This window comes from Lichenicoccus sp. (assembly GCF_965276875.1).
Lineage (GTDB): Bacteria > Pseudomonadota > Alphaproteobacteria > Acetobacterales > Acetobacteraceae > Lichenicoccus.
In genome coordinates this window covers 2,348,455-2,369,900 of record NZ_OZ255701.1, presented here as the reverse complement: position 1 = coordinate 2,369,900, position 21,446 = coordinate 2,348,455, and the positions used below count along the sequence as shown (strand labels likewise).

Annotated in this window: 20 protein-coding genes and 1 tRNA gene; 4 read left to right on the top strand and 17 right to left on the bottom strand. The window is 63.8% G+C overall.

Features of this window, described 5'->3' with window-relative positions; translation table 11 throughout:
* The first annotated feature begins 15 nt into the window (after positions 1 to 15).
* Positions 16 to 1,572, top strand: coding sequence for an FAD-dependent monooxygenase (locus ACQY4K_RS11475; RefSeq protein WP_428390340.1), 1,557 nt, complete (start codon positions 16 to 18; stop codon positions 1,570 to 1,572).
* Entirely contained in the window at positions 1,573 to 2,205 is a 633-nt protein-coding gene (locus ACQY4K_RS11470) for a tetratricopeptide repeat protein (RefSeq protein ID WP_428390339.1), read from the top strand.
* Here ACQY4K_RS11470 and ACQY4K_RS11465 read toward each other — a convergent pair.
* The 11 genes from ACQY4K_RS11465 to ACQY4K_RS11415 form a co-directional block, all read right to left on the bottom strand.
* On the bottom strand, positions 2,159 to 2,857 hold the full coding sequence (locus ACQY4K_RS11465; RefSeq protein ID WP_428390338.1) for a hypothetical protein: 699 nt from the start codon (positions 2,855 to 2,857) through the stop codon (positions 2,159 to 2,161). The genes ACQY4K_RS11470 and ACQY4K_RS11465 overlap by 47 nt on opposite strands.
* Positions 2,835 to 4,358: a glycerol kinase GlpK gene (glpK, locus tag ACQY4K_RS11460; protein ID WP_428390337.1), complete on the bottom strand. Its 1,524-nt coding sequence runs from the start codon at positions 4,356 to 4,358 to the stop codon at positions 2,835 to 2,837. The genes ACQY4K_RS11465 and glpK overlap by 23 nt, the downstream gene beginning before the upstream one ends.
* Before the next feature lie 74 nt (positions 4,359 to 4,432).
* Positions 4,433 to 6,211 (bottom strand): ABC transporter substrate-binding protein, encoded by a 1,779-nt coding sequence (locus ACQY4K_RS11455; RefSeq protein ID WP_428390336.1) that lies wholly within the window; start codon positions 6,209 to 6,211, stop codon positions 4,433 to 4,435.
* A 66-nt stretch (positions 6,212 to 6,277) separates the two neighbouring features.
* A complete protein-coding gene (locus ACQY4K_RS11450) occupies positions 6,278 to 6,553 on the bottom strand; it encodes a DUF2160 domain-containing protein (RefSeq protein ID WP_428390335.1) in 276 nt (91 codons plus the stop codon).
* Positions 6,554 to 6,571: 18 nt separating this feature from the next.
* A complete protein-coding gene (locus tag ACQY4K_RS11445; protein WP_428390334.1) occupies positions 6,572 to 7,375 on the bottom strand; it encodes a carbohydrate ABC transporter permease in 804 nt (267 codons plus the stop codon).
* The gene (locus tag ACQY4K_RS11440; RefSeq protein WP_428390333.1) at positions 7,375 to 8,226 is read right to left on the bottom strand and encodes a carbohydrate ABC transporter permease; all 852 of its coding nucleotides are present in this window, start codon (positions 8,224 to 8,226) and stop codon (positions 7,375 to 7,377) included. Before ACQY4K_RS11440 ends, ACQY4K_RS11445 begins: the two co-directional genes overlap by 1 nt.
* A gap of 31 nt (positions 8,227 to 8,257) precedes the next feature.
* Positions 8,258 to 9,334 (bottom strand): ABC transporter ATP-binding protein, encoded by a 1,077-nt coding sequence (locus ACQY4K_RS11435; RefSeq protein WP_428390332.1) that lies wholly within the window; start codon positions 9,332 to 9,334, stop codon positions 8,258 to 8,260.
* An 8-nt stretch (positions 9,335 to 9,342) separates the two neighbouring features.
* Entirely contained in the window at positions 9,343 to 10,455 is a 1,113-nt protein-coding gene (locus tag ACQY4K_RS11430) for an ABC transporter ATP-binding protein (RefSeq protein ID WP_428390331.1), read from the bottom strand.
* Entirely contained in the window at positions 10,452 to 12,008 is a 1,557-nt protein-coding gene (gene glpD, locus ACQY4K_RS11425; RefSeq protein WP_428390330.1) for a glycerol-3-phosphate dehydrogenase, read from the bottom strand. Before glpD ends, ACQY4K_RS11430 begins: the two co-directional genes overlap by 4 nt.
* Positions 12,009 to 12,121: 113 nt before the next feature.
* Positions 12,122 to 12,940 carry a DeoR/GlpR family DNA-binding transcription regulator gene (locus ACQY4K_RS11420; protein WP_428390329.1) on the bottom strand — a complete coding sequence of 273 codons (819 nt, stop codon included), beginning with the start codon at positions 12,938 to 12,940 and terminating at the stop codon, positions 12,122 to 12,124.
* On the bottom strand, positions 12,937 to 13,584 hold the full coding sequence (locus tag ACQY4K_RS11415) for a TIGR02466 family protein (RefSeq protein WP_428390328.1): 648 nt from the start codon (positions 13,582 to 13,584) through the stop codon (positions 12,937 to 12,939). The genes ACQY4K_RS11420 and ACQY4K_RS11415 overlap by 4 nt, the downstream gene beginning before the upstream one ends.
* Positions 13,585 to 13,748: 164 nt before the next feature.
* Here ACQY4K_RS11415 and ACQY4K_RS11410 point away from each other — a divergent pair, with 164 nt between their 5' ends.
* Positions 13,749 to 14,198, top strand: a complete 450-nt coding sequence (locus ACQY4K_RS11410; protein ID WP_428396083.1) for a MucR family transcriptional regulator — start codon at positions 13,749 to 13,751, stop codon at positions 14,196 to 14,198.
* Positions 14,199 to 14,203: 5 nt separating this feature from the next.
* Here the strand turns inward: ACQY4K_RS11410 and ACQY4K_RS11405 are convergent, their stop codons facing one another.
* The 3 genes from ACQY4K_RS11405 to ACQY4K_RS11395 all read right to left on the bottom strand — a co-directional run bounded on the left by ACQY4K_RS11405 (position 14,204) and on the right by ACQY4K_RS11395 (position 17,442).
* Complete coding sequence (locus ACQY4K_RS11405; protein ID WP_428390327.1) at positions 14,204 to 15,334, bottom strand: DUF4336 domain-containing protein; 1,131 nt, start codon at positions 15,332 to 15,334, stop codon at positions 14,204 to 14,206.
* 238 nt (positions 15,335 to 15,572) lie between these two features.
* The gene (locus ACQY4K_RS11400; protein WP_428390326.1) at positions 15,573 to 16,820 is read right to left on the bottom strand and encodes a DEAD/DEAH box helicase; all 1,248 of its coding nucleotides are present in this window, start codon (positions 16,818 to 16,820) and stop codon (positions 15,573 to 15,575) included.
* 298 nt (positions 16,821 to 17,118) lie between these two features.
* The gene (locus ACQY4K_RS11395; RefSeq protein WP_428390325.1) at positions 17,119 to 17,442 is read right to left on the bottom strand and encodes a YggT family protein; all 324 of its coding nucleotides are present in this window, start codon (positions 17,440 to 17,442) and stop codon (positions 17,119 to 17,121) included.
* Between the two features lie 122 nt (positions 17,443 to 17,564).
* Here ACQY4K_RS11395 and ACQY4K_RS11390 point away from each other — a divergent pair.
* Positions 17,565 to 17,640 (top strand) — tRNA-Ala (locus tag ACQY4K_RS11390).
* A gap of 23 nt (positions 17,641 to 17,663) precedes the next feature.
* On the opposite strand, the gene ACQY4K_RS11385 is transcribed toward ACQY4K_RS11390, so the two are convergent.
* The 3 genes from ACQY4K_RS11385 to ACQY4K_RS11375 all read right to left on the bottom strand — a co-directional run bounded on the left by ACQY4K_RS11385 (position 17,664) and on the right by ACQY4K_RS11375 (position 20,942).
* Positions 17,664 to 18,935, bottom strand: a complete 1,272-nt coding sequence (locus ACQY4K_RS11385) for a sugar ABC transporter permease (protein WP_428390324.1) — start codon at positions 18,933 to 18,935, stop codon at positions 17,664 to 17,666.
* Positions 18,932 to 19,753: an ATP-binding cassette domain-containing protein gene (locus ACQY4K_RS11380; protein WP_428390323.1), complete on the bottom strand. Its 822-nt coding sequence runs from the start codon at positions 19,751 to 19,753 to the stop codon at positions 18,932 to 18,934. The genes ACQY4K_RS11385 and ACQY4K_RS11380 overlap by 4 nt, the downstream gene beginning before the upstream one ends.
* 106 nt (positions 19,754 to 19,859) lie before the next feature.
* Complete coding sequence (locus tag ACQY4K_RS11375; RefSeq protein ID WP_428390322.1) at positions 19,860 to 20,942, bottom strand: ABC transporter substrate-binding protein; 1,083 nt, start codon at positions 20,940 to 20,942, stop codon at positions 19,860 to 19,862.
* Between the last annotated feature and the right edge of the window lie 504 nt (positions 20,943 to 21,446).

Here is a 21,446-nt window from a genome sequence, read left to right as displayed (position 1 = left end):
CTTGGGCCGACTGACATGCAATGCGACGTCATCGTGGTCGGATTGGGACCGGTTGGGGCAACGGTGGCGAACCTGCTGGGTACTGCCGGCCTGCGCACGCTGGTGGTGGAACGCCAGCACGGCATCGACCCCCGCCCGCGCGCCATCGCCATCGACGAGGACGCCCTGCGTGTCTGGCAGCGGGTGGGGCTACTGGAGCCGATGCTGAAGCATCTGCATACCCGGGTCAGCCTGCATCTGCGGCATCGCGACCGCATCTTCCTGAGCTGCGCGCTGGAGGGGCGCGGCCGGCAGGGGCTTCCGGGCACCAGCTTCTTCCACCAGCCGCGGCTCGAACAGACGCTGCGCGAGGCGCTGCCGGGTTGCGTGCAGGTATTGAGCGGCCATTCGCTCAGCGCCATCGCCCAGGATGCGGCGGGTGTGACCGCGACCCTGCTTCGCGAGGCCGACGGGGCCGCCATCGAAATCCGTGCCCGCGCGCTGGTCGGCTGCGACGGCGGCTCAAGCACCACCCGCAAGCTGCTGGGCATCGCGCTGCCCGGTCAAACGCTCCCCGAACCCTGGATCGACATCCAGGCGCATGCCGCCGATCCGGAGCATAATTCAGGGGGCGATCCGGCGGCTCAGCTCGACTTCAGTTTCATCGCCGATCCCGCCCGTCCCGGTGCCGAGTGCCTGACCCCGGGCGGCCTGCGTCGCTGGGAGTTCCGGCTGCGACGCGACGAGGACCCGCGACAAGCCAACACCCCGGCCGGAATTGCGCGGCTGCTGGTGGCGCGCGGCGTCGATCCCGCGACAATCGAGATCGTGCAAAGCTGGGTCTACGTGTTTCACGTCCGGCAGGCGGAACGCTTTCGCGAAGGACGCGTGTTCCTGTGCGGCGACGCGGCGCATCTGATGCCGCCATTCGCTGGCCAAGGGCTCAGCTCCGGCATACGCGACGCCGGCAATTTGTGCTGGAAGCTTGCCGCGGTGCTGGCCGGAGAGGCGCCGGACTCGCTGCTCGACAGCTACGAGACCGAGCGGCGGCCGAACATCGAGACGGTGACACGCTTTTCGCAACACGTCGGGGCGCTGGTCATGGTCCGCCACGAGCCGCTCGCCAACTTGCGCGACGCCGCCTGCCGTATCGCCGTGCGGTTGCCCGGGCTGGGGCACCGGATACGTCATTTTCACATCAAGCCGGAATGGGTGTCCGGGCCCGGATGGTTCGCGGCCAAACGCGCCCGGCGCAGCCCCGCCGGCCGGTTGCTATGCCAACCCTGGGTGCTCACCGCCTCGGGCCATCGCCGCCGGCTCGACGATCTGCTCGGATCAGGCTGGAGCTATCTCACCTGGGACGACGGCGACGGCATGCCCGCGCACCTGCGCCGGTTCGGTGTGCGCGCGCTGCGTGTGTTCCCGCGGCGTCACTCCTGGCAGGAGTTGGGCGCCGACGGGGTGGTTGAGTGCGAGGACCGGCTGCATGCGCAGTTCCGCGCGCATCGCGCCACCGGCTTGCTGGTGCGGCCGGACCGATTCATCTATGGCTCCAATCGCGACGATCTCGCCAAGGCACTGGACCTCGCCTGAATGGCTGCCGACCCGATACGGGCGTTTCGCAACGCCATTGACCTGCTGCGCGCCGGTGATCCCGCGGCAGCACAGGCGCTTCCTGAACTCGAACGTTTCCCGCAGTACGGCCCGGGCTGGCTCGAACTCGGGGCATTGCTTCAGGACCGTGGACAATACGAGGCCGCAATCATCGCGCTCGGCCGCGCCGCGCGATCCAGTCCCATCGCCGCGCATCGGCTCGGCCAATGCCTCGCCGCGAACGGCAAGCGCGATGCCGCAATTGCAAACTTCCAAGCGGCCCTGCACCTCGATGCAAACTTCGCACAGGCCCATTACAGCCTCGGCCTCGCCTATCAGGACACCGGCGATCACACAGCAGCGATCCACGCCTACCGCGAAGCCTTGCGACTCCAGACAGACTTCCATGAAGCCGCCTTCAATCTTGGCGTTTCCTTGCAGGAGACAGGCGATTTCGATACCGCGCTGGCAGCCTACGGCCAAGCCTTTCGGCTACGCCCGCAAAGCCTCGCGCGGATCGCGCAAGCCCTGACGTCGGCGCGTCATGGGGCGCTGTGGCTCGACCCTGCGGCACTGCGCCGCACCCTCAGCGGGGCGCACGAAAATTCTTCCGGTAGTGACCCTGTCCGGTAAGCAGCGTTTGGGCTGTCTGATCGTAACGCGCACGATCGTCGTCATCGAAACCGCGATACACCATGGCCGGAGCCTCCCTGTGGATCACGACGCATTGCGCGACCGGCATGCCACGCGGCAGCACGCCGCAAAAGCCGGGATCAAGCCAGACCGCGGGAAACAGGATGCCGACATCGTGGAAGCGATCGGCATCGACCAGACCACTGATCAGTCGGAACGGCAGATCGGCTCGATTGACCGGATGCATGGCAAACAACGACCAGCCCGCCTCGAGTTCGACGGTCCAGAAACTGTTGAACTTGACGATGACCTGGTCCGGGTCGTGCAACGGCGTGCCGGCGACCTGTGCCGGCGCATGAAAGCTGATCGGCGCGCGCGGGTGCAGCCCCGCAGTCAAAGGCGGGATGTTCCAGTCCCATGACAGCCGGCCGCCTTGGACCGTGACATCGCACGGCAGCGGGATGACGAACCCCTGCGACATGGCGTCGACAAAGGGCGGACAATGCTTGACCGTTCGGATATCCGTTGCATGCATCTCGGAAAAGGCCTGACGCGGCGCCTCGCGCAGCCAATCCGGCAGGAACTCCCTGGCCGCCCTGGGACGTGGCAGGGTGTCGATCAGCGCCGGATCACAACGAAAGGTGATCTGCATCGTCTTCGACAGTTGTGGCGAGTCGTATGGCGTGGCCCCAGCCGCGATATTTGCGGTCGCGCACCTCGGCCGCCATTGCCGGTGTGAAGCGCTTCGACGCCGTCCAGGTGCCGGCGAAGATCTCGGGCTCCGGCAGCAGCCCGGCGTCCAGTCCCGCCAGATAGCCTGCCCCCATCGCCGTCGTTTCCTTGTAGGCAGGACGCTCCACCATCAGGCCGAGCATGTCAGCGAGGAACTGCATGGTCCAGTCGCTTGCCGACATGCCGCCATCGACGCGGATCACGAGATCGTCGGCGACTTGGCCAAAATCGGCGAGCATGGCGGTGAGCAGGTCGCGGGTCTGGTAGCCGATGCTCTCCAGCGTCGCGCGCGCGAATTCCTTCTTGGTGGTGCCGCGGCTGATGCCGGTGATCAGGGCGCGCGCATGCGCGTTCCAGTGTGGCGCACCGAGCCCGGTGAAGGCCGGCACCAGATAGACCGGCTGGTTGGCGTCAGCGTTTTCCGCGAGCTGCCCGGTCTCGGCCGAATTCTCCACCAACCCGAGCCCGTCGCGCAACCACTGCACGCTGGCGCCAGCCGAGAAGATTGAACCCTCGAAGGCATAGGAGCGCACGCCCTTGCGCTGCATCGCGATGGTGGTCAGCAGCCGGTGCCGGGAGGGCCTTGCCTCGGCGCCGATATTGAGCAGCACGAAGCCGCCGGTGCCGTAGGTGGCCTTCACTGTCCCGGGTGTGAAGCAGGCCTGGCCGATCAGCGCCGCCTGCTGGTCCCCGGCAATGCCGCGTATGGCAATTGGTCCACCCAGCAGCGCCGGGCTGGTATGGCCGAAGATCCCCGCGGAATCACGGATCTCCGGCAGCAGACTGGCCGGCAGGTCGAACAGCCGCAGGAGGTCATCGTCCCATTGCCCGGTGTGGATGTTGCAGAGCAGGGTGCGCGAGGCATTGGTGGCGTCGACTGCGTGCACCGCCCCCTCGGTCAGGCGCCACAACAAGAAGCTGTCCACCGTGCCGAAGGCGAGCTTGCCGGCCTCGGCCATGGCGCGCGCGCCGGGAACCGTATCCAGCATCCAGGCGAGCTTGGTTGCGGAAAAATACGGATCCAGCCGCAGCCCGGTGCGCTCGGAAACCAGCGCCGCGTGGCCGGCTACCTCCAAGGCCTCGCAGCGATCCGCGGTGCGCCGATCCTGCCAGACGATTGCATTGAAGATCGGTCTTCCGGTGGCGCGCTCCCAGATCAGCGTGGTCTCGCGCTGGTTGGCGATACCGAGAGCCGCGAGATCGCCTGCCCGTAGTCCAGCCTGCTGCATGGCCCTCCGCGCGGTGCCGAGCGCGGTTGCCCACAGGCTTTCCGGATTATGCTCGACCCACCCGGAATGCGGGTAGATCTGGGGGAATTCCTCCTGCGCGCTGGCGAGCGGCCGTAGATCGGAGTCGAAGACGATCGATCGGGTCGAGGTGGTGCCCTGGTCGATCACCAGGATGTGGGAGACGGAATCCATGCTGCGCCTACGTTATGGGGGGAAACACCAAGCCGTGTTCCCCCCCGGCCCATCTTAGAGGTGCGCGCTTGGCACTACTTTGTTGAGGGTTCGCTCCAGCCTTTTATAAGCTCATCGTAGTCGACCGTTTGACCTTGCGGCTTTTCATTCGCCAGCTTGCGCTGGGGTGCAAGGTTTCCGTCGGTCTCGGCCTTCTTGAACCAGTATTCCGGGTCGCGTGGCTTGTTCATTAACGGCCCGCGATCCCCCTGCACCCCGGACTCCTGGAGACGAGTCATGATCGCGTCCTGGTCGTGGGCGACTCCGTCCATCGCTTGTTGCGGCGTGACCGTGCCCGCGACCGCGTTGGCGATGTTTTGCCACCAGACCTGCGCCATCTTGCCGTAATCCGGCACGTTCACCCCGGTTGGTGTCCAGAGCTTGCGCGCCGGGCTGCGGTAGAACTCGACCAGGCCGCCCAATTTAGGCGCGATCTCGGTCATCGCGGGACTCATGATATCGCTTTCGCGAATGAAGTGATAAAACGCGTGCGACTTCCTTAGGGATATCGTTTTGGATACACAAAACTGAGCGTAGAGCCAGCCCGCCTTGATATGCTCCATCGGAGCGTATTTGAGCATGGTCCAACAACCCTGGTCCTGATAGCCAAGCTTTTGGCCTTTTTTCCAGTAGGGGCCGTGTGGGCTGGGCGCCATGCGCCATTTTGGCGTGCCGTCGGCATTCACGACGGCCATTCCCGGCTTCGTCATGCTGTCGGTGAAAGCCGTGTACCAGAAGATTTGCTGCGCAATGTGACCTTGTCCGGGAACCGGGCCGGCTTCGTAGAAGTCCATGCTTGTCGCCTCGGGAGGCGCGTACTTTTTCAGCCACTCGATATATTTGGTCAAGGCGAAGACTGCCGCGGGGCCGTTGGCAGCGCCACCTCGTGACGTCGAAGAGCCGCGCGGCCGCCCACCTTCGTTGCGAATGCCCCATTCGTCGACCGGCAGGCCGTTCGGCAAGCCACGGTCTCCCGCACCGGCCATCGACAGCCACGCGTCCGTAAAGCGCCAGCCGAGCGACGGACCCTTCTTGCCGTAATCCATATGACCATAGATGCGGACGCCGTCGATCGTCTTGACGTCGTTCGTGAAAAAATCGGCAATATCCTCGTAGGCCGACCAGTTGACTGGGACACCCAGCTCGTAGCCGTGCTTCTGCTTGAATTGCGCCTTCAGCTCCGGGCGCTTGAACCAATCATACCGAAACCAGTAAAGATTGGCGAACTGCTGGTCAGGCAACTGATAGAGCTTGCCGTCAGTAAAGGTCGCAAAGGACAGGCCGATGAAGTCTTTCAGATCCAGTGTCGGGTTCGTGATGTCCTTGCCTTCGTTCGCCATAAAGTCGGTGAGGGAGCCGCCGACGATGTCGCGATAGCGTGGGTGGGTGCCAATAAAGTCGGAATCGTTCATCCAGAAGTCGTAGATCGGCCGTCCGGACTGGATCTCGACCTCCAGCTTTTCGACTTCGATGCCCTCACTCATCAGGTCATGGCGCACCTCGATGCCAGTGATCTCGGCGAATGCCTTAGTCAAAACCTTTGATTCGTACTCGTGGATCGACAGCTGCTCGGACACCGTGCTCAGCTTGGTCCCGACAAAAGGCTTCGCGGCGTTGATGAACCACTCCATTTCCGCCATCTGCTGGTCCTTGCCGAGCGTCGATGGCTGAAATTCATTGTCAATCCACTTCTTGGCCGCCGCCTTCTGCCTGTCGGCATCGAATGGCTGTTGCGCCTGTGAGGAAGTGCTTCCGACAAGGCTGGCGCCTGCCGCCGCGGCAGCTCCACCGACTATGACGTCACGTCTCTTCATTTTCTTGTTCTTTCCTCCTGCGGAGCCGCACGTGGGAACACGGCGGTCTGCCGATTGTTGTCGAAGTCAGGCGTAGCGGAACATCGCGACGCTGTAGAGAGCGGCGGCGCCTGCCGGATAGTAGGGATTGTCGCCGCCGGTAAGCCGGATCCATAGGATGAAGATAAATGCCGAGCCAATAAGAGATACGAACAGCCGATCCCCACGGGTCGTCGGAAACCGGAGAATTCCCCGCCTTGGTGTCTCAGGCCGATAAATCGCAAGAATTGTCATGATTGCCAGGAGTGCCGCAATAATTCCGAAGAAAGCACCGGTCTCCCAGGTCCAGGCCATCCAATCCATGTCGGCGCTCCTGTCCAGCTAGACGCGGCCAAGGGCAAAGCCCTTGGCAATGTGGTTGCGCACGAACCAGATGACGATCGCACCGGGAACCATGGTGAGAACCCCCACCGCCGCGAGGAGGCCCCAGTTCATGCCTGAGGATGAGTAAACCCGCGACATGACGGATACGATCGGCTGGGCATTGTTAGTCGTCAGGGTCGTTGCTATCAGCGACTCTATCCATGAGAACATGAAACAGAAGAATGCCGCAACTCCGATGCCGTTTGCAATCAACGGAGTGAAGATTCGTATGAAAAACCGCGGAAAGCTGTAACCGTCCAGCGAGGCCGTCTCGTCGATCTCACGCGGGACGCCTGAAATGAAGCCCTCCAGGATCCATACCGCAAGCGGCACGTTGAACAGGCAATGCGCGAGAGCCACCGCCCAGACTGTATCGAACAACCCGAGTGAGTAATAAAAATTGAAGAATGGCATGGCATATACGGCTGGCGGGGCCATCAGGTTCGAAAGCAACCAGAAGAACAGGTGTCTGTCGCCGACGAACCGGTAGCGGCTGAAGGCGTAGGCAGCCGGCAGCGCGACCGTCACGGACATGACCGTGTTTAGGGCGACATAGGTCAGCGAGTGGATGAAGCCATCGTACCAGGCCGGATCGGTGAAGATGTGTTCGTAGTTTGCCAGCGTGAACCTGTGCGGCCACAAGCTTATGCCGGACATGATCTCGTCGTTGGTCTTGAAGCTCATGTTCAGCAGCCAGTAGATGGGCAGGAACAAGGCTATCAGATATGCGATGATGCCGAGATGGCGTCCCTGAATCCGCATCACTCGGCTCCCCGCCGATCGAGCTGCGTCATGATGGTAAAGAAAATCCAGGAGATCGTCAGCGTGATGAGGTTGTAGACCAGGGACATCGCCGCGGCATCGCCAAGGTCGACCTGTCCCAGTGCGATCTTCACAAGGTCCAGCGATAGAAAACTCGTCGCCGAGCCGGGGCCACCGCCGGTGACCAGTGATGGCTCCGTATAGATCATGAAGCTGCCCATGAAGCGAAGCAGCGTTGCGATTACCAGCACCTTGCGCAGCTTGGGGAGTTCGATATTGCGGAACACCGACCAGCGGCTGGCGCCATCAATACGTGCAGCCTGATAAAACGCCTCCGGGATCGATCTTAGCCCCGCATAGGACAGCAGTGCGACGAGCCCGGTCCAGTGCCACACATCCATCACGATGATGGTCGCCCAGGCTGACGCCGCGTTCTGGGTGTCGTTATAAGGGATTCCCAGACCATTCAGCGCTGCTCCGAGCAAGCCGACGTCCTGCCTCGCGAAGATCTCCCGGATCGTGCCGACCACGGTGTACGGAATCAGAAGCGGCAGCGCCACGAGCACCAGGGTGGCGCCGACCGTCCAGCCCCGCCGCGGGATGCAGAGCGCCACCGCGATGCCGAGTGGCAGTTCGATCGTAAGAACAATTAACGAAAACCACAGGTTGCGCACCAGCGCCCCGGCGAAGCGGCCACCGATATCCGTGCTTGGATCGAGCAGGCCCTGAAACCAGCCGATGCCTTTCCAGAAGAAGTGGTTTTGCCCCATCGTGTCCTGGATGGAGTAGTTCACCACGGTCATCATCGGCACGATCGAGGAGAACATCACGAAGATCAGCACCGGGACCACGAAGAGCCAGGCGCGATTGTTCCAGGGTTTGTCAAACATGCGAGATCCGATGCTCGTCGACATACACATGCAATTGCTCGGGCGCGATGCCGAGGAAGGCATCCTGCCCGTGCAGCGTGACATCCGGCGGCAGGCTCACCGTTGCCTCGAACGACCCGATGGCGACACGCGCCAGCCGCCGCCTGCCGAGATCCTCGATCCGCAGCACCCGCACCGGAATGCCCGCTGAGGACGAGAGGAACGCATAATCCGGACGAAAGCCGAGTAGCACGTCACAGCCGGCCTGCGGCTGTGGATAGGGGCGACCGAGGTCGAAGCGCACGTCACCGGCATAGGCATAGGCGCCGTCAACGATCGCGGGCACGAAGTTCATGCCCGGCGAGCCGATGAAATAGCCGACGAAACGGTGCGCCGGACGCTCGAACAGGTCGGCCGGCGTGCCGATCTGCAGCACCTGCCCGTCATTCATCACGACCACCTCGTCGGCGAACGTCATCGCCTCCACCTGATCGTGGGTGACGTAGATCATCAGCAGGTCGAGTGCGCGATGCACTTCCTTGAGCTTCGAGCGCAGCTCCCATTTCAGCGCGGGATCAATCACGGTCAGCGGTTCGTCGAACAGCACGGCAGAGACATCGGCGCGCACCAGGCCGCGACCCAGCGAGATCTTCTGCTTGGCATCGGCGGTCAGACCGCGTGCGCGGCGCTGCAACACCGGCCGCAGATCGAGCAATCCTGCGATCTCGTCGACGCGGGCCGCGATCGACGCCCGGTTCATGCCACGATTGCGCAACGGAAACGCCAGGTTCTGGGCCACCGACATGGTGTCGTAGATGACCGGAAACTGGAATACCTGGGCGATGTTGCGCTTCTCGGTCGCCATCCTGGTGACATCGACACCGTCGAACAACAGCCGTCCGTCGGAGGGCACCACCAGACCGGAGATAATGTTCAGCAGCGTCGTCTTGCCACAGCCGGACGGTCCGAGCAGGGCATAGGCGCGACCATTCTGCCAGACATAGTCGAGCGGCTTGAGGGCGTATTTCCGCTCCGTGCTCCCGGAGGAGTCGTAGGCGTGGGCGATGTGATCGAGGGTTATGGTTGCCATGCGTTCGCTCAAGCCACCCCAACCGGCAGCGGCACCGCGTCGGCGGGATTTCTGGGGGCGGCGATCAACGCACCGTCCTCGGAGAAAACGAACAGGCTACGTGGATCGATGGCGATCTCGGCAGGCAATCCCGGCTCCCACTCATGCACCCCCAGGACCAACGCCACCCAGGTGGCGAAACCGAGATCGACATGCACGAAGCTCTCCGAGCCACTGATTTCGGTCACGGAGACAGTGCCGGCGAAGCCGCCCTGATTGTCCTCAGGGCGATAGATCAAGGCGTGCTCGACGCGGAAACCCACCACGTAGCTTCCGTCCGGGACATCGGGCAGCAGGTCGGACGCGGGCGCCGTGCGGCCGTCGCCGAAGCTGATCGTATCGGCACGCCGGGTGACGGCCAATTCGTTGAGCGGCGGATCGGAGAATACCCGTGCCGCATCAATGTTGGCCGGGCGCCGATAGACCCGCGGGGTCTCGCCCACCTGAGTGACGCGGCCCTGCCAGAGCGTCGCCGTCATGCCGCCAAGCAGCAGCGCCTCACTCGGTTCGGTAGTCGCGTAGACCAGGATCGCGCCGCTGGCGGCGAACAGCCGCGGCAGTTCCTCGCGCAGCTCCTCGCGCAGCTTGTAGTCGAGATTGGCGAGCGGCTCGTCGAGCAGAACCAGGTCGGCCCGCTTGACCAGCGCGCGGGCGATGGCGACGCGCTGCTGCTGGCCGCCGGAGAGCTGCGCCGGCAGGCGCTTGAGAAATGCATCAAGCTGCAGCACGCGTGAGGCCTCACGCACCCGCGCCTCGATCTCTGATGCGCCCAGGCGCGCGACCCGCAACGGCGAGGCGATATTCTCGTAGACGGTGAGTGAGGGATAGTTGACGAACTGCTGATAGACCATGGCCACTGAGCGCTTGCGCACCGGTATGTTGGCGACGTTTTTTCCGTTGACCTGGATGGCGCCCATGGTGGGTTTGTCGAGGCCCGCCATCAGGCGCATCAGCGTTGTCTTGCCGGCGAGGGTCGGCCCAAGCAGGATGTTCATCGTGCCGCGCTCGAAGGTCAGCGAGACATCGTCGATATGGATGTCTTCGCCGAGACGGAGGCCGACCCGGTCGAGCACCAGGCTCATTGGCGATGCTCCTCGAACGCAGCCGGCGCTGCCGCCATCCGTATCAGGGCCTCATCAATCCTGGCAATTTGCTCTGGCGCAAGCCTCAATCCAAGCTTGCTGCGTCGCCATACCGCGTCCGCGGCAGTCCGCACCCATTCGACCTGCACCAGGTAACGCAGCTCCGCCTCGGTGAAATCGGCGCCATAAAGCTGCCCGAGATCGGCGAGGCAACGGGCTCCCGCAAGAATGTCGTGCATGCGCGTGCCGTAGGCGCGCAACAGCCGGCGCAGATGCGTCGCGGTGAGGAAGGGATAGGTTTTGGCTGCCGCGGCCAGCAAGGCCTCGACACCGTCAGTCGGGAAATCCCCGCCCGGCAGCTTTGTGCGTCCGGTCCAGCCCTCGGGCTGCCCTGGGGCGCGCGGAAGATGCGGCGCAAGCTTGGCAAGTGCTGCCTCGGCAAGACGGCGATAGGTGGTGATCTTGCCGCCAAACACGGAAAGCAGCGCCGGCTCGCCGGATGGCGCGTCGAGCTTGAGGACGTAGTCGCGTGTCGTCGCCTGCGCGGTGCCATCGCCGCTCTCGTCGAACAGCGGCCGCACGCCAGAATAGGTCCAAACCACCATGTCGGGCGTCACCGGGCAGCGTAGATATTCGGAGGTCGACCGGCACAGATAAGCAATTTCCTCGTCGGTCGCGTGGACCGCCGCGACATCGCCGCTGTAGTCGCGATCCGTGGTGCCGATCAGGGTGAAATGCTGCTCGTATGGGATGACGAAGAAGATGCGCTTGTCCGCGTTCTGGAAAATGTAGCAGCCGTCGTGATCGTAGAGCTTCGGCACGACGATATGGCTGCCCTGCACCAGACGTACCGGTGTGCGGTGATTGTCGCGCATCACCAGTTGCGATACATCGCCGACCCAGGGGCCCGCCGCGTTGATCAGGCAGCGTGCCCTGATCTCGTACGGGGCCGCGTCCTGCGTGCCTTGCACGACCACATGCCATAACCCGTCTTGCCGTGCGGCCGACAGGCAGCGGCTACGGGTGGCGATGGTGGCCCCGAGATCGGCGGCGGCGCGTGCGTTCAGCACCACAAGACGCGAATCCTCGACCCAGCAGTCGGAATATTCGAAGCCACGCTTGAACTCCGGCTTGAGCGGCTTGCCGGTCTCATCACGATCAAGGCGGACGACCCGCGTCGGCGGCAGCTTCTTGCGGCCGCCGATATGGTCGTAGAGGAACAGGCCCAGCCGGAGCAGCCAGCGCGGCCGCAGCTTGCGATGGTAGGGCAGCACGAAACGCAGCGGCCAGATGATATGCGGGGCGATGCCCCAAAGCACCTCGCGCTCGAGCAGCGCCTCGCGCACCAGTCGGAACTCGTACTGCTCGAGATAACGCAGCCCGCCATGCACCAGCTTGGTCGAGGCGCTCGATGTCCCCGAACCGAGGTCGTTCTGTTCGCACAGGAACACGCTCCAGCCGCGACCGGCGGCGTCGCGGGCGATGCCGCAGCCGTTAATGCCGCCACCTATGATGGCGATGTCATGGGTCAGGCCAGAGGGGCTTAGATCCAAGGACAAAGGGCTCCTGCAAGCGTGCGTCCATTGCGCAGCTGATCGAGTCAGTTAGCCCACGAACAAAACGAAAGCACAAGCGCAAAAAACGCGCGCCAGAACGATCATAATGATCAATCGTCGCTGGTGTCCCGTACGGGGCAGGCTGCCTCCGGCGCCCCGGTCTCGATCACCTCGATCTTCAGGCGCTCGCACATTTCGGCGACGGCCACACTCGGCAGTCGCTCGGTGACCAGCACGTCGATCTCGTCCAGCCGGCCGATCCGCACGGGCGCACGCCGGCTGAACTTGCTGCTGTCGGTCACCAGCACGACCCGGTGCGCGTTCTCGATGAAGGCGCGCGAGACCTGCACCTCGCGCAAATCGTAATCGAGCAGGGTACCGTCCTCGTCGATCGCCGAGGTGCCGATGATGGCTGTGTCGACCTTGAACTGGCGAACGGTCTCGGCCGCCATGCGCCCGACGATGCCACCGTCGCTGGCGCGTATGGTGCCACCGGTGATGATGACGCTGATCGAACTGTTGCGATACAGCGCGTTGGCGACGTTGATGTTATTGGTCACCACCAGCAGACCCTCGTGGCCGGCGATGCACTGTGCCACCTCCTCGGTCGTGGTGCCGAGATTGATGAACAAAGAGGAGTGGTCGGGGATCAGCTTGGCCGCGGCCTGGCCGATGCGCGCCTTGGCGTCGTGGGCGACCAGCTTGCGGGCATCGTAGGCAAGGTTTTCGACCCCCGAGGCGACCACCGCACCGCCATGCGTGCGGGTGATGATCCGGGCGCCGCTGAGTTCGGCGAGGTCGCGCCGGATGGTCTGCGCGGTGACATCGAAGCGCGCGGCAAGTTCGTCGACCGCGACGCGACCGCTCTGACGGATCAATGCCGCGATGTCACGCTGACGGCGCGAGATCGGATTTGGCTGCTCTTTCATTCGACGCCCGGTCTGGGCAAACCCAGGTTGAAGGCGATGGAAATCCGCAGGCCGTTGCCGCGATACGGCCGGACCTGATGCAACAGCCATGACGGAAACACGAACAACAGCCCAGGCTTCGGCCGGATGGTCTCGCCGGCGCCGGCGGCGGCCACGCCCTCGGCGGCGAATTGCAGCGCCGGCGCATACATCCCCGGACCCGGACCGCGCGGATCGAGCATTTCGAACTCGCCGCCGAGGTTTGGGTCGGCACCGCAGCCGCCATCCTCCACATAGTATGTCCCCGACCAGAAGCTGCCGGGATGGTAATGGCTGATATTGCCGTCGCCCGGTCCATTGACGTTGGCCCAGGCCTGGAGCGACCATTTGGGGCTGATTCTGCGGCCACCTCGATCGGCCGTGAGCTGGTTGGCTACCTGGCGGCCGAGATCCAGCACTTCGTTGACACGCGTACCGCCCCAATTTGCGATGTCGCGATCGGAGTGCCAGCCGCCGGCGTTGGAGGCCTGGATCGATGGCGTGGCAGCCCGCCTGCGCAGAATGATTTCGGTCAGTTCGCGATTGCGCTCCGCACTGTCCGGAACCACGACCGCAGCCACGGGCGTTGCGAACAAGCCTCGCACGGCGATGTCGAGACGCGGCATTGAGGCCTCCCCGGCCTTGGCTGGTGATCCGAAGACTGGCCGTTGTCAACCGGGAGACGAACAGCTTAAGCATAAAAACTATTGGTTAGCGCGTCGAGGCGCCGCGATTGTTAAAAGCGCAACTCGTCGCTATGTTCGCAAGTCCAGACCGCGGGTATATTTTAATGTCAGATGATGCCGTTGAGCCGTTGGAACTCGCCGCCCAGATCGTGAGCGCGCATGTATCGAACAATACCGTCGATGCCTCGGCCCTGCCCGGCCTCATTCAAGACGTCTTCAAGACGCTGAGCGCACTCAAGGGCGGCGTTATCGAGGCGGCCGCTCCCGAAAAGCCGGTACCGGCGGTCCCGATCAAGAAGAGCGTCTTTCCGGACTACATCGTCTGCCTGGAGGACGGCAAGAAGCTCAAGATGCTCAAGCGGCATCTGCAGAGCGCCTACAGCATGACCCCCGACCAGTATCGGGAGCGCTGGGGTCTGCCGCGCGAGTACCCGATGGTTGCCCCGTCTTATGCGGAGCGCCGCAGCGATCTTGCCAAGGAGATCGGTTTAGGCCGCAAGGCCGACAATGCCTCGGAACCACGCCGTCGCGGCCGGCCCAAGGCTACCGCCTGAACGCATCACAGGAGCCAGCGCAATGAGCGCTGCAGCGCCACGGTCGCATCGGTCTCGAACCATCGTCCGTGCGCGAAAATCACTCGTTCCGGCTGTCGGCCGATCAGGCGCCGGGCCGCGGCGATTGCCGCCGGTCGGCCGCCGCGCACGATCGCCCTGACATAAGGCGGCGGCATTCCGTCCGGCGCCATGGACCCGAACATCCGCACCAGCGGACGGACCAGCACCGGCAGCTTCCAGATCTCGAGGTTGATGACCAGGTCAGCCAACAGCAGCGTGCGTGTCGGCGTATGGAACAAGGCCGTCTCGCGAAAGCCGAAACTGCCCGTAATCGTCTCCATCTCAATCACGCCGCCCCATTCCGGCGGGGAGATGTCGCTGAGGTCGCGATCCAGGCGAACACCGCTCCTGCGTACCTGTCCGCGTCCACGCAGCCCCTGCGCCGCCCAGCTTGTCGTGTCCGGACACGCGCTCTGCCAGTCCTTGAGAAACATCCAATGCACCAGGCTTGGCGCCACCAGATGGCGTATCCGGCCCAGCATCTCGAGCTTGTCGCGTAACTCGGCGCTGAAGCGGGTCGGCGAGACCAGAATCAGATCGTCGTTCGGCAATCGAATGACCGTCATCCGGACCGGCAATACGCGGCCGATTTGCCCAGGCAGCAGGCTGTCGATGACGAAGATGTCGGGTGCCACGGGCTTTGGCGTGTCGAGCGGCGGATAGCCGACCTGGTCGTCGGGGAGCGCCGGGTTCTGCAGGAGACGGTCGACCGGCCCGGCATTCTGCCCGGGTCCGCTCATCGGTTCGGCGCTGCTGAGATTGACCGTCACGAGCTCGGCAAGACCCAGTCCGATCAGCAGCCCACGCTGCCAAGCCGGCTGTCCACGCAACAGGGCGCCGGCAGCGCACAACGCGGCGGCACCAACCGTGTCGAGAGCAAGGTGCTGGCGCATGGTGAGCTTGGCTGCGAGACCAGCCTCGTAGTCGGTCTGCGTGGCATAGCCGGCATGGACCAGGCTGACGATGCCCAGGCTGCGGCTCACCGGAGCGGTCAGCACCCGTCGTGTTGCGAGCATGCCAAGCAGTGAGGCTGCGGCGTAGTCGATCACCCCATGCAGGCGCGTCGAAATCAGCATCGTTCACCTCGGGCGGATAGGGACCGTCCTGGCGTTAACGGGAATGCAGCACCAAGGATGCTCAGACTGCGGGCAAACCGCGCTGATGCCAAAAAAAAGGCGGCGCACGAGGCGCCGCCCAAGTTTAGGGAGGAAACGTCCAAGATGCGGCGCGCCTAAGCAGCGCCGCGGTTGTGATAATGGCAGCGCCCTGGTGCCACGTCAACACCTTTGTTGCGCCGCACAAGAATTTTTTGCGTCAGGCGGCGCGCCGCGCTCCTGGGCGGCCGCCGCGGCCCTGATTGCGGCCGCCTCTCTGGCCGCCACCGCCGCCCAATACAGGCGGCCGCTTGGTCGATTGGCGCGCCCCCTCGGAATGGTGTGGATGATCGGCGAACACCGGAATATTTTGACCAATCTCGCGTTCGATGTCGCGTAGCCAGGCGCGCTGCTCGGAGTCGCATAGCGAGACCGCCCAGCCGTCCCGCCCGGCACGCGCGGTGCGGCCGATCCGGTGCACGTAGCTTTCCGGTACGTTGGGCAGATCATAGTTGAACACGTGGCTCACATCGTCGACGTCGATGCCGCGCGCGGCGATGTCGGTGGCGACGAGCACCTTGACCTGACCGGAGCGGAACCCGGCCATCGCCCGCTCGCGCGCTCCCTGGGACTTGTTGCCGTGGATCGCCTCGGCGACGATCCCCGACTTGCAGAGGAACTCCGAGACCTTGTTGGCTTCGTGCTTCATCAGGGTAAAGACGATGGCGCGCTGCACCTTGGGCGATTTCAGCAGCATCAGTGTGGCTGCCTTCTTGTCGCTTTCCTCGACGAACATCACCGCCTGGCGGACCCGCTCGACGGTGGTCGAGGGCGGCGTCACTTCGACGCGCGCCGGGTCGCGCAGTAGTCCGGACGCGAGTTCAGCGATGCTCTTCGGCATGGTGGCGGAGAACAGCAGGGTCTGACGCTCGCGCGGCAGCATCGAGACGACGCGACGAATATCGCGAACGAAGCCCATATCGAGCATGCGGTCGGCTTCGTCGAGCACCAGCACCTCGACCGAGGACAGGTCGATATGGCCCTGCCCGATCAGGTCGAGTAGGCGCCCGGGGGCTGCGACCAGCACATCGACGCCGCGTCGCAGCGCATCAACCTGGCGTCCCTGGCCAACACCGCCGAACACGACGGCGTGCGACAGGCGCATGTGGCGGCCGTAGGTGACAAAGCTGGCGTCGATCTGCGAGGCAAGCTCGCGAGTCGGCGCCAGCACCAGGACGCGCGCGCCTTTTGGCTTGGCCGGGTGGCGATGGCTGGAGAGCCGTTGCAGGATCGGCAGCGCGAACGCCGCGGTCTTGCCGGTGCCGGTCTGGGCTAGGCCCAGCAGGTCGCGGCCATGCAGCAGATGCGGGATCGCACCCACCTGGATCGGCGTCGGCTCCGTATAACCCTCTTCGTGAAGTGCACGCAGCAAGGGTTCGGCGAGTTTGAGATCGGCAAAACTGGTCATTCGGGGCGCCTCCTGGCGCCAGGGTCAGGATCACGCTCGAACAGGACCATTCCGAACAAGGGAAGGTTCAAGCACGCATGATCGCGGATGGATTGAAGAAGGGATGGCTTACCGAAGCCATTCGGGCCGCCACGGCCTGGGGGGATGGAGTCGCGTTATGGGCCGATGACGTCGTTCCTGCGGTGGCGGCATCCCGTCCGCGCCAGGAAAACCCTCAAAAGGGTATGGACATATCGAGCGCGCGCGGCGCGCCGATCGCTCACTTAGCGATTTGGTGGTTGGGAATCAAGGACTGCGTTCAGGACCCGCCTGCATCGAACCCGGTCATGGCAATTCGCATTTCAAGTTCGGCCAGCAACGGCGACACGACATATTGCAGCAGGAGCAGCACCACCAGAGGCGACAGGTCGATGTTGCCGAACAGCGGCAGCACCCTGCGGACCGGCGCCAGCACTGGGTCGGTGAGGCGGTTGAGGAAGTTGCCTATGCTCCAGACCAGACGGTTGCGGGTGTCGAGCACCCCGAAGGCAAACAGCATGCTGAATACCGCCGAAAGGATGATCGCCCAGGAGAAGAGGCTGATCAGCAGGAAAAGAAGCCGGAAAATACTGGCCAGAAGCACGCGCAAACGCTCCGCAGAGGATGCCGGAAGCTAGCGACACCGGCAGGGCTGCGCAACGTCGGGATCCTGCGGCAGTGCTTGACTTAAACCCGGCCTTGGCTATTTTCCGGCCCCTGCAAGGCGGGGCTGTAGCTCAGTTGGTAGAGCGCCTCGTTCGCAATGAGGAGGTCAGGGGTTCGATTCCCCTCAGCTCCACCACCGCCTTGCAGAAATCCTTGTGATCAGGCGCGACCATGCGACACGCGTGAGCGCCGTGCCAGCGAGTCGACGATGACCGCAATGGCGAGCACGCCGCCGGTGATCATGTAACGCAACGAAGACGAAAGATCGAGCAGCGTCAGCCCATTGGAAATCGACTCGATGACGATGATGCCAAGAAGTGCTGAGTAGGCGCTGCCGCGACCGCCGAACAGGCTCGTGCCGCCGATGACCGCCGCCGCGATCGCGTCGAGGTTGACGTCACCGGTGCCGGCCTGCTGGCTTGCGGAGGCCAGGCGTGCCGACGAGAGCACGCCGCCGATGGCCGCAAGCACCGAGCAGAGCACGAAGGCGCTGGTATAGATCAGCCTGACGTTGATACCGGCGCGCCGCGCTGCCTCACGGTTGCCACCGACCGCGGTGATCCAGCGTCCCCAGATCGTCCGGGTCAGCGCATAGTTCAATGCCACGACCAGGCCGACGAAGAAGCCGAACATCCATGGCACGCCGCGATCCAGATTGAGATAGAACGCAATCACCTCGAGCACGACCGTGAGCACCAGCGCGCGGATCAGCATCGCATTGAGCGACTGCGCCGACAGGCCGGCCTGACGACGGCGTACCGCGGTCCGGTAGCCGGTGGCAAAGATAACGATGCCGGGTACGAGTGCGATGATGAAGGCGACGATGTGCGGCATGAACAAGGACTGGCCGATATTCACCATTGCCGAACCGTAGGGCAGGTTGATCGATCCGCTCTGGCCGAGGATGTAGAGCTGCAGGCCCAGGATGGCGAGCAGACCGGCCAGGGTCGAGACGAAGCTCGGCATGCCGAAACGGTTGAAGAGCTGCGCGTAGATCAGGCCGACGATCGCCCCTGCCGCGAGTGCGGCGAGCACCGCGAGCCATACCGGCCAGCCTGTGTTGACCCAGAGCACGCCGACCATCGCCGAGGCGAAGCCGCTCATCGAGCCGACCGACAGGTCGATCTCGCCGACCATCAGGATGCAGACGATGCCGAGCGAGATCACGCCAACGGTCGAGGAGTCGAACAGCAGGTTGACCAGGTTGTTGCTCGACAGGAACACCGTGTTGAGGCTCTCGAACACGGTCCAGATGATCACCAGGCCGATGACGACCGGCAGTGCGCCGAGTTCGCCGGACCGGACGCGATCGAGAAAGGCCCGGATCGCGCCACCAAAGCCGGTGGCATGCTTTACCCGCTCGTCGCTTCGATCGAGCAACGGGCCGGTTGGCGGGCTCGCCTTGAGATTGCCGGTGCTGTCAGTGCTCAAGGGTGTTGTTCCTGGGTGAGTTCATGCTGGGCACGGCGCCGCCCAGACCTGCGCGACACCGAATTGTCCGAGGCGCCGGTAATGGCGCTGACCAATTCCTGGTTTGAGGCATCGGGATAGAAGGTGCCGTTGTTGCGGCCCAACCGCAGCACGACGATACGGTCAGCGACGGCGCGCACGTCCTCCATGTTATGGCTGATCATCACGACACCGAGGCCGCGATCGCGCACCCGTTCGATCAGGTCGAGCACCTCGGCGGTCTGCGCGACGCCGAGGGCCGCGGTGGGCTCGTCGAGCAGGATGAGCTTGGGATCGAGAAGCAGCGACCGTGCGATGGCGACCGTCTGGCGCTGACCGCCGGAGAGCGAGACCACCGCCTCGCGCACGCTCGGGATGCGTGCCGACAGCTCGCGCAGCAACGTCCAGGCGCGGGTTTCCATGGCGACCTCGTCGAGCTGCACCGGATGCAATTCCTTGCCGAGGAAGATGTTGGCGACCACGTCCAGGTTCTCGCAAAGTGCCAGGTCCTGAAAGACCGTGGCGATACCAAGCGAAAGCGACGCACTCGGATCGGCGAGGGTCACGGGTTTGCCGCGAAAGGTCATTGTACCGGAACTGGCCTGGTGGACGCCGGCCAGGATCTTGACCAGAGTCGACTTGCCGGCGCCGTTATCGCCGACCAGTGCCACCACCTCTCCCGCGTGCACCTCCAGATCGATATCAGTGAGTGCGGAGACCGCGCCGAAATTCTTGGAGATGCCGCTGAGGCTAAGCACGACCTCGCTTGCAGGCACCGGCCGCTGCGAAGGTTCTGTCATGCGGGCAACCTTTTAGACGTCTGGAGGATAGGGCCGATGAAGAGAGAGCGTCCAGCGCCCCCGCATACCTGTCTTAGGATGTGCGGGGGTCGCTGAACAACGTGCTTCAGGGCGTCGAGATGCCGAGCTTCTCACAACCCGCGGAGTAGCGGCCGGTGCAGAGCACGGAAGCCGGCTCGATCGGCTGGCCATTGACCTTCTTGTTGATGATATCCGCCTTGATGTCGCCGGCGGTGATCAACGTCGGGGTGAAGAGCTGCGTCGGCGTGCCGAACAAGGTGGTGTCGGCCTTTGGTGTCTCGCCCCGGAGCAGGCTCATGGCGACCTTCGCCGCGGCGGCCGCGACGATTTCGCTCGGCTTGGAGATGGTGTTGTACTGGTCGCCGGCGATAATGAGCTGCAATCCGGCGATGGTGGCGTCGTTGCCGGTGACCGGCGGGACCGGATTGACGCCAGCCGCCTTGAAGGCCGCGATCGCGCCACCGCCGGTGCCGTCATTGGCCGCGACCACGCCGACGATCTTCTTGCCGAAGCGCGAGATCTGGCCACTGACCCACTGCTGTGCCTTCGAGGGCTCCCAGTCGGGGGTGTCGTATTCGGCGAGCGTCTTGTAGCCGCTGCCGGCGAGGCCCTGGTGAACACCCTTCTTGATCAGGCCGGCCGCGGCATCGGTGGGCGAGCCATTGACCTCGAGGACACCGTCGCCGGTGGTCGGCACATTGGTCGCCTTGAGATGCTTGACCAGCGATTGCGCGATCGTCTTGCCGATTTGCTGATTGTTGAACGAGACATAGTAGTCGGCCTTGGCGGACGGGATCGGCCGATCATAGGCGATCACCTTGATGCCCTGGCTCTGCGCCTCATGGACCAGCGACGCGGCCGAGGTGGAGTCGACCGGATCGAGAACGATCGCCTTTGCACCCTGGGAAATCACCGAGTTGAACTGCTGCTGCTGGCGCGCCGCATCGGCGTCCGCGTTCTGGTAGAGCACCGTGCAGCCCGGGCAGAGCTTCTTCATCTCGGCGACGAAGCCGGGATGGTCGTGCTCCGTGTAGCGGGTCGAGCCCTCGTCCGGCATCAGGAATGCCACCTTGGCGTGGGAGACGTTTGCTGCGAAGGCGGCTGTGCCGTTGAGCAGCCCCAACGCCAGCGCCGCCGCGCCGACCGCCTTCGATGTGACACCGTTCATTCGTGTTTCTCCGTTTCTATAGTGAAGATAGCGCCCCCAGGACTGCCTGGCTAGGCTCGTGGCATAGCACTCAGAACGCTCTTAAAACGTTGCGCGGCACAAGGTTTCTGCAGTCGCGGCTATATCGCAACGCGGCATCAATCCGAGTGAAACTGGTGGTCGTGCGTGCAACGCGCACCCGTGTGTCCTCCCATTGTCCGTTGAGCTCGCAGGCAGCGCCGCGGCTACGGATCTCAGTGTTGGGAAGGATCATAGGGTATCCGCTGCCTTCCAACTACCTGGATCAGGGCCGCAATTTGATACTTTTGTGCGCTTGCGACGGCTTGGACTGCACCGCCTCTCACCGGGACCGGCCAGGAATTCTACCCGCAAGCCTTATCATGGCTTCGCTTGTGGTATTTAATCGAACATCGCTCGAGGTCGTCGAGACGGCTTGCGGAAGATGGCAAAGCCACGCCACGACTTCGAGCACAACACTTAAGAGCAACATCGGAAGGAAACCAG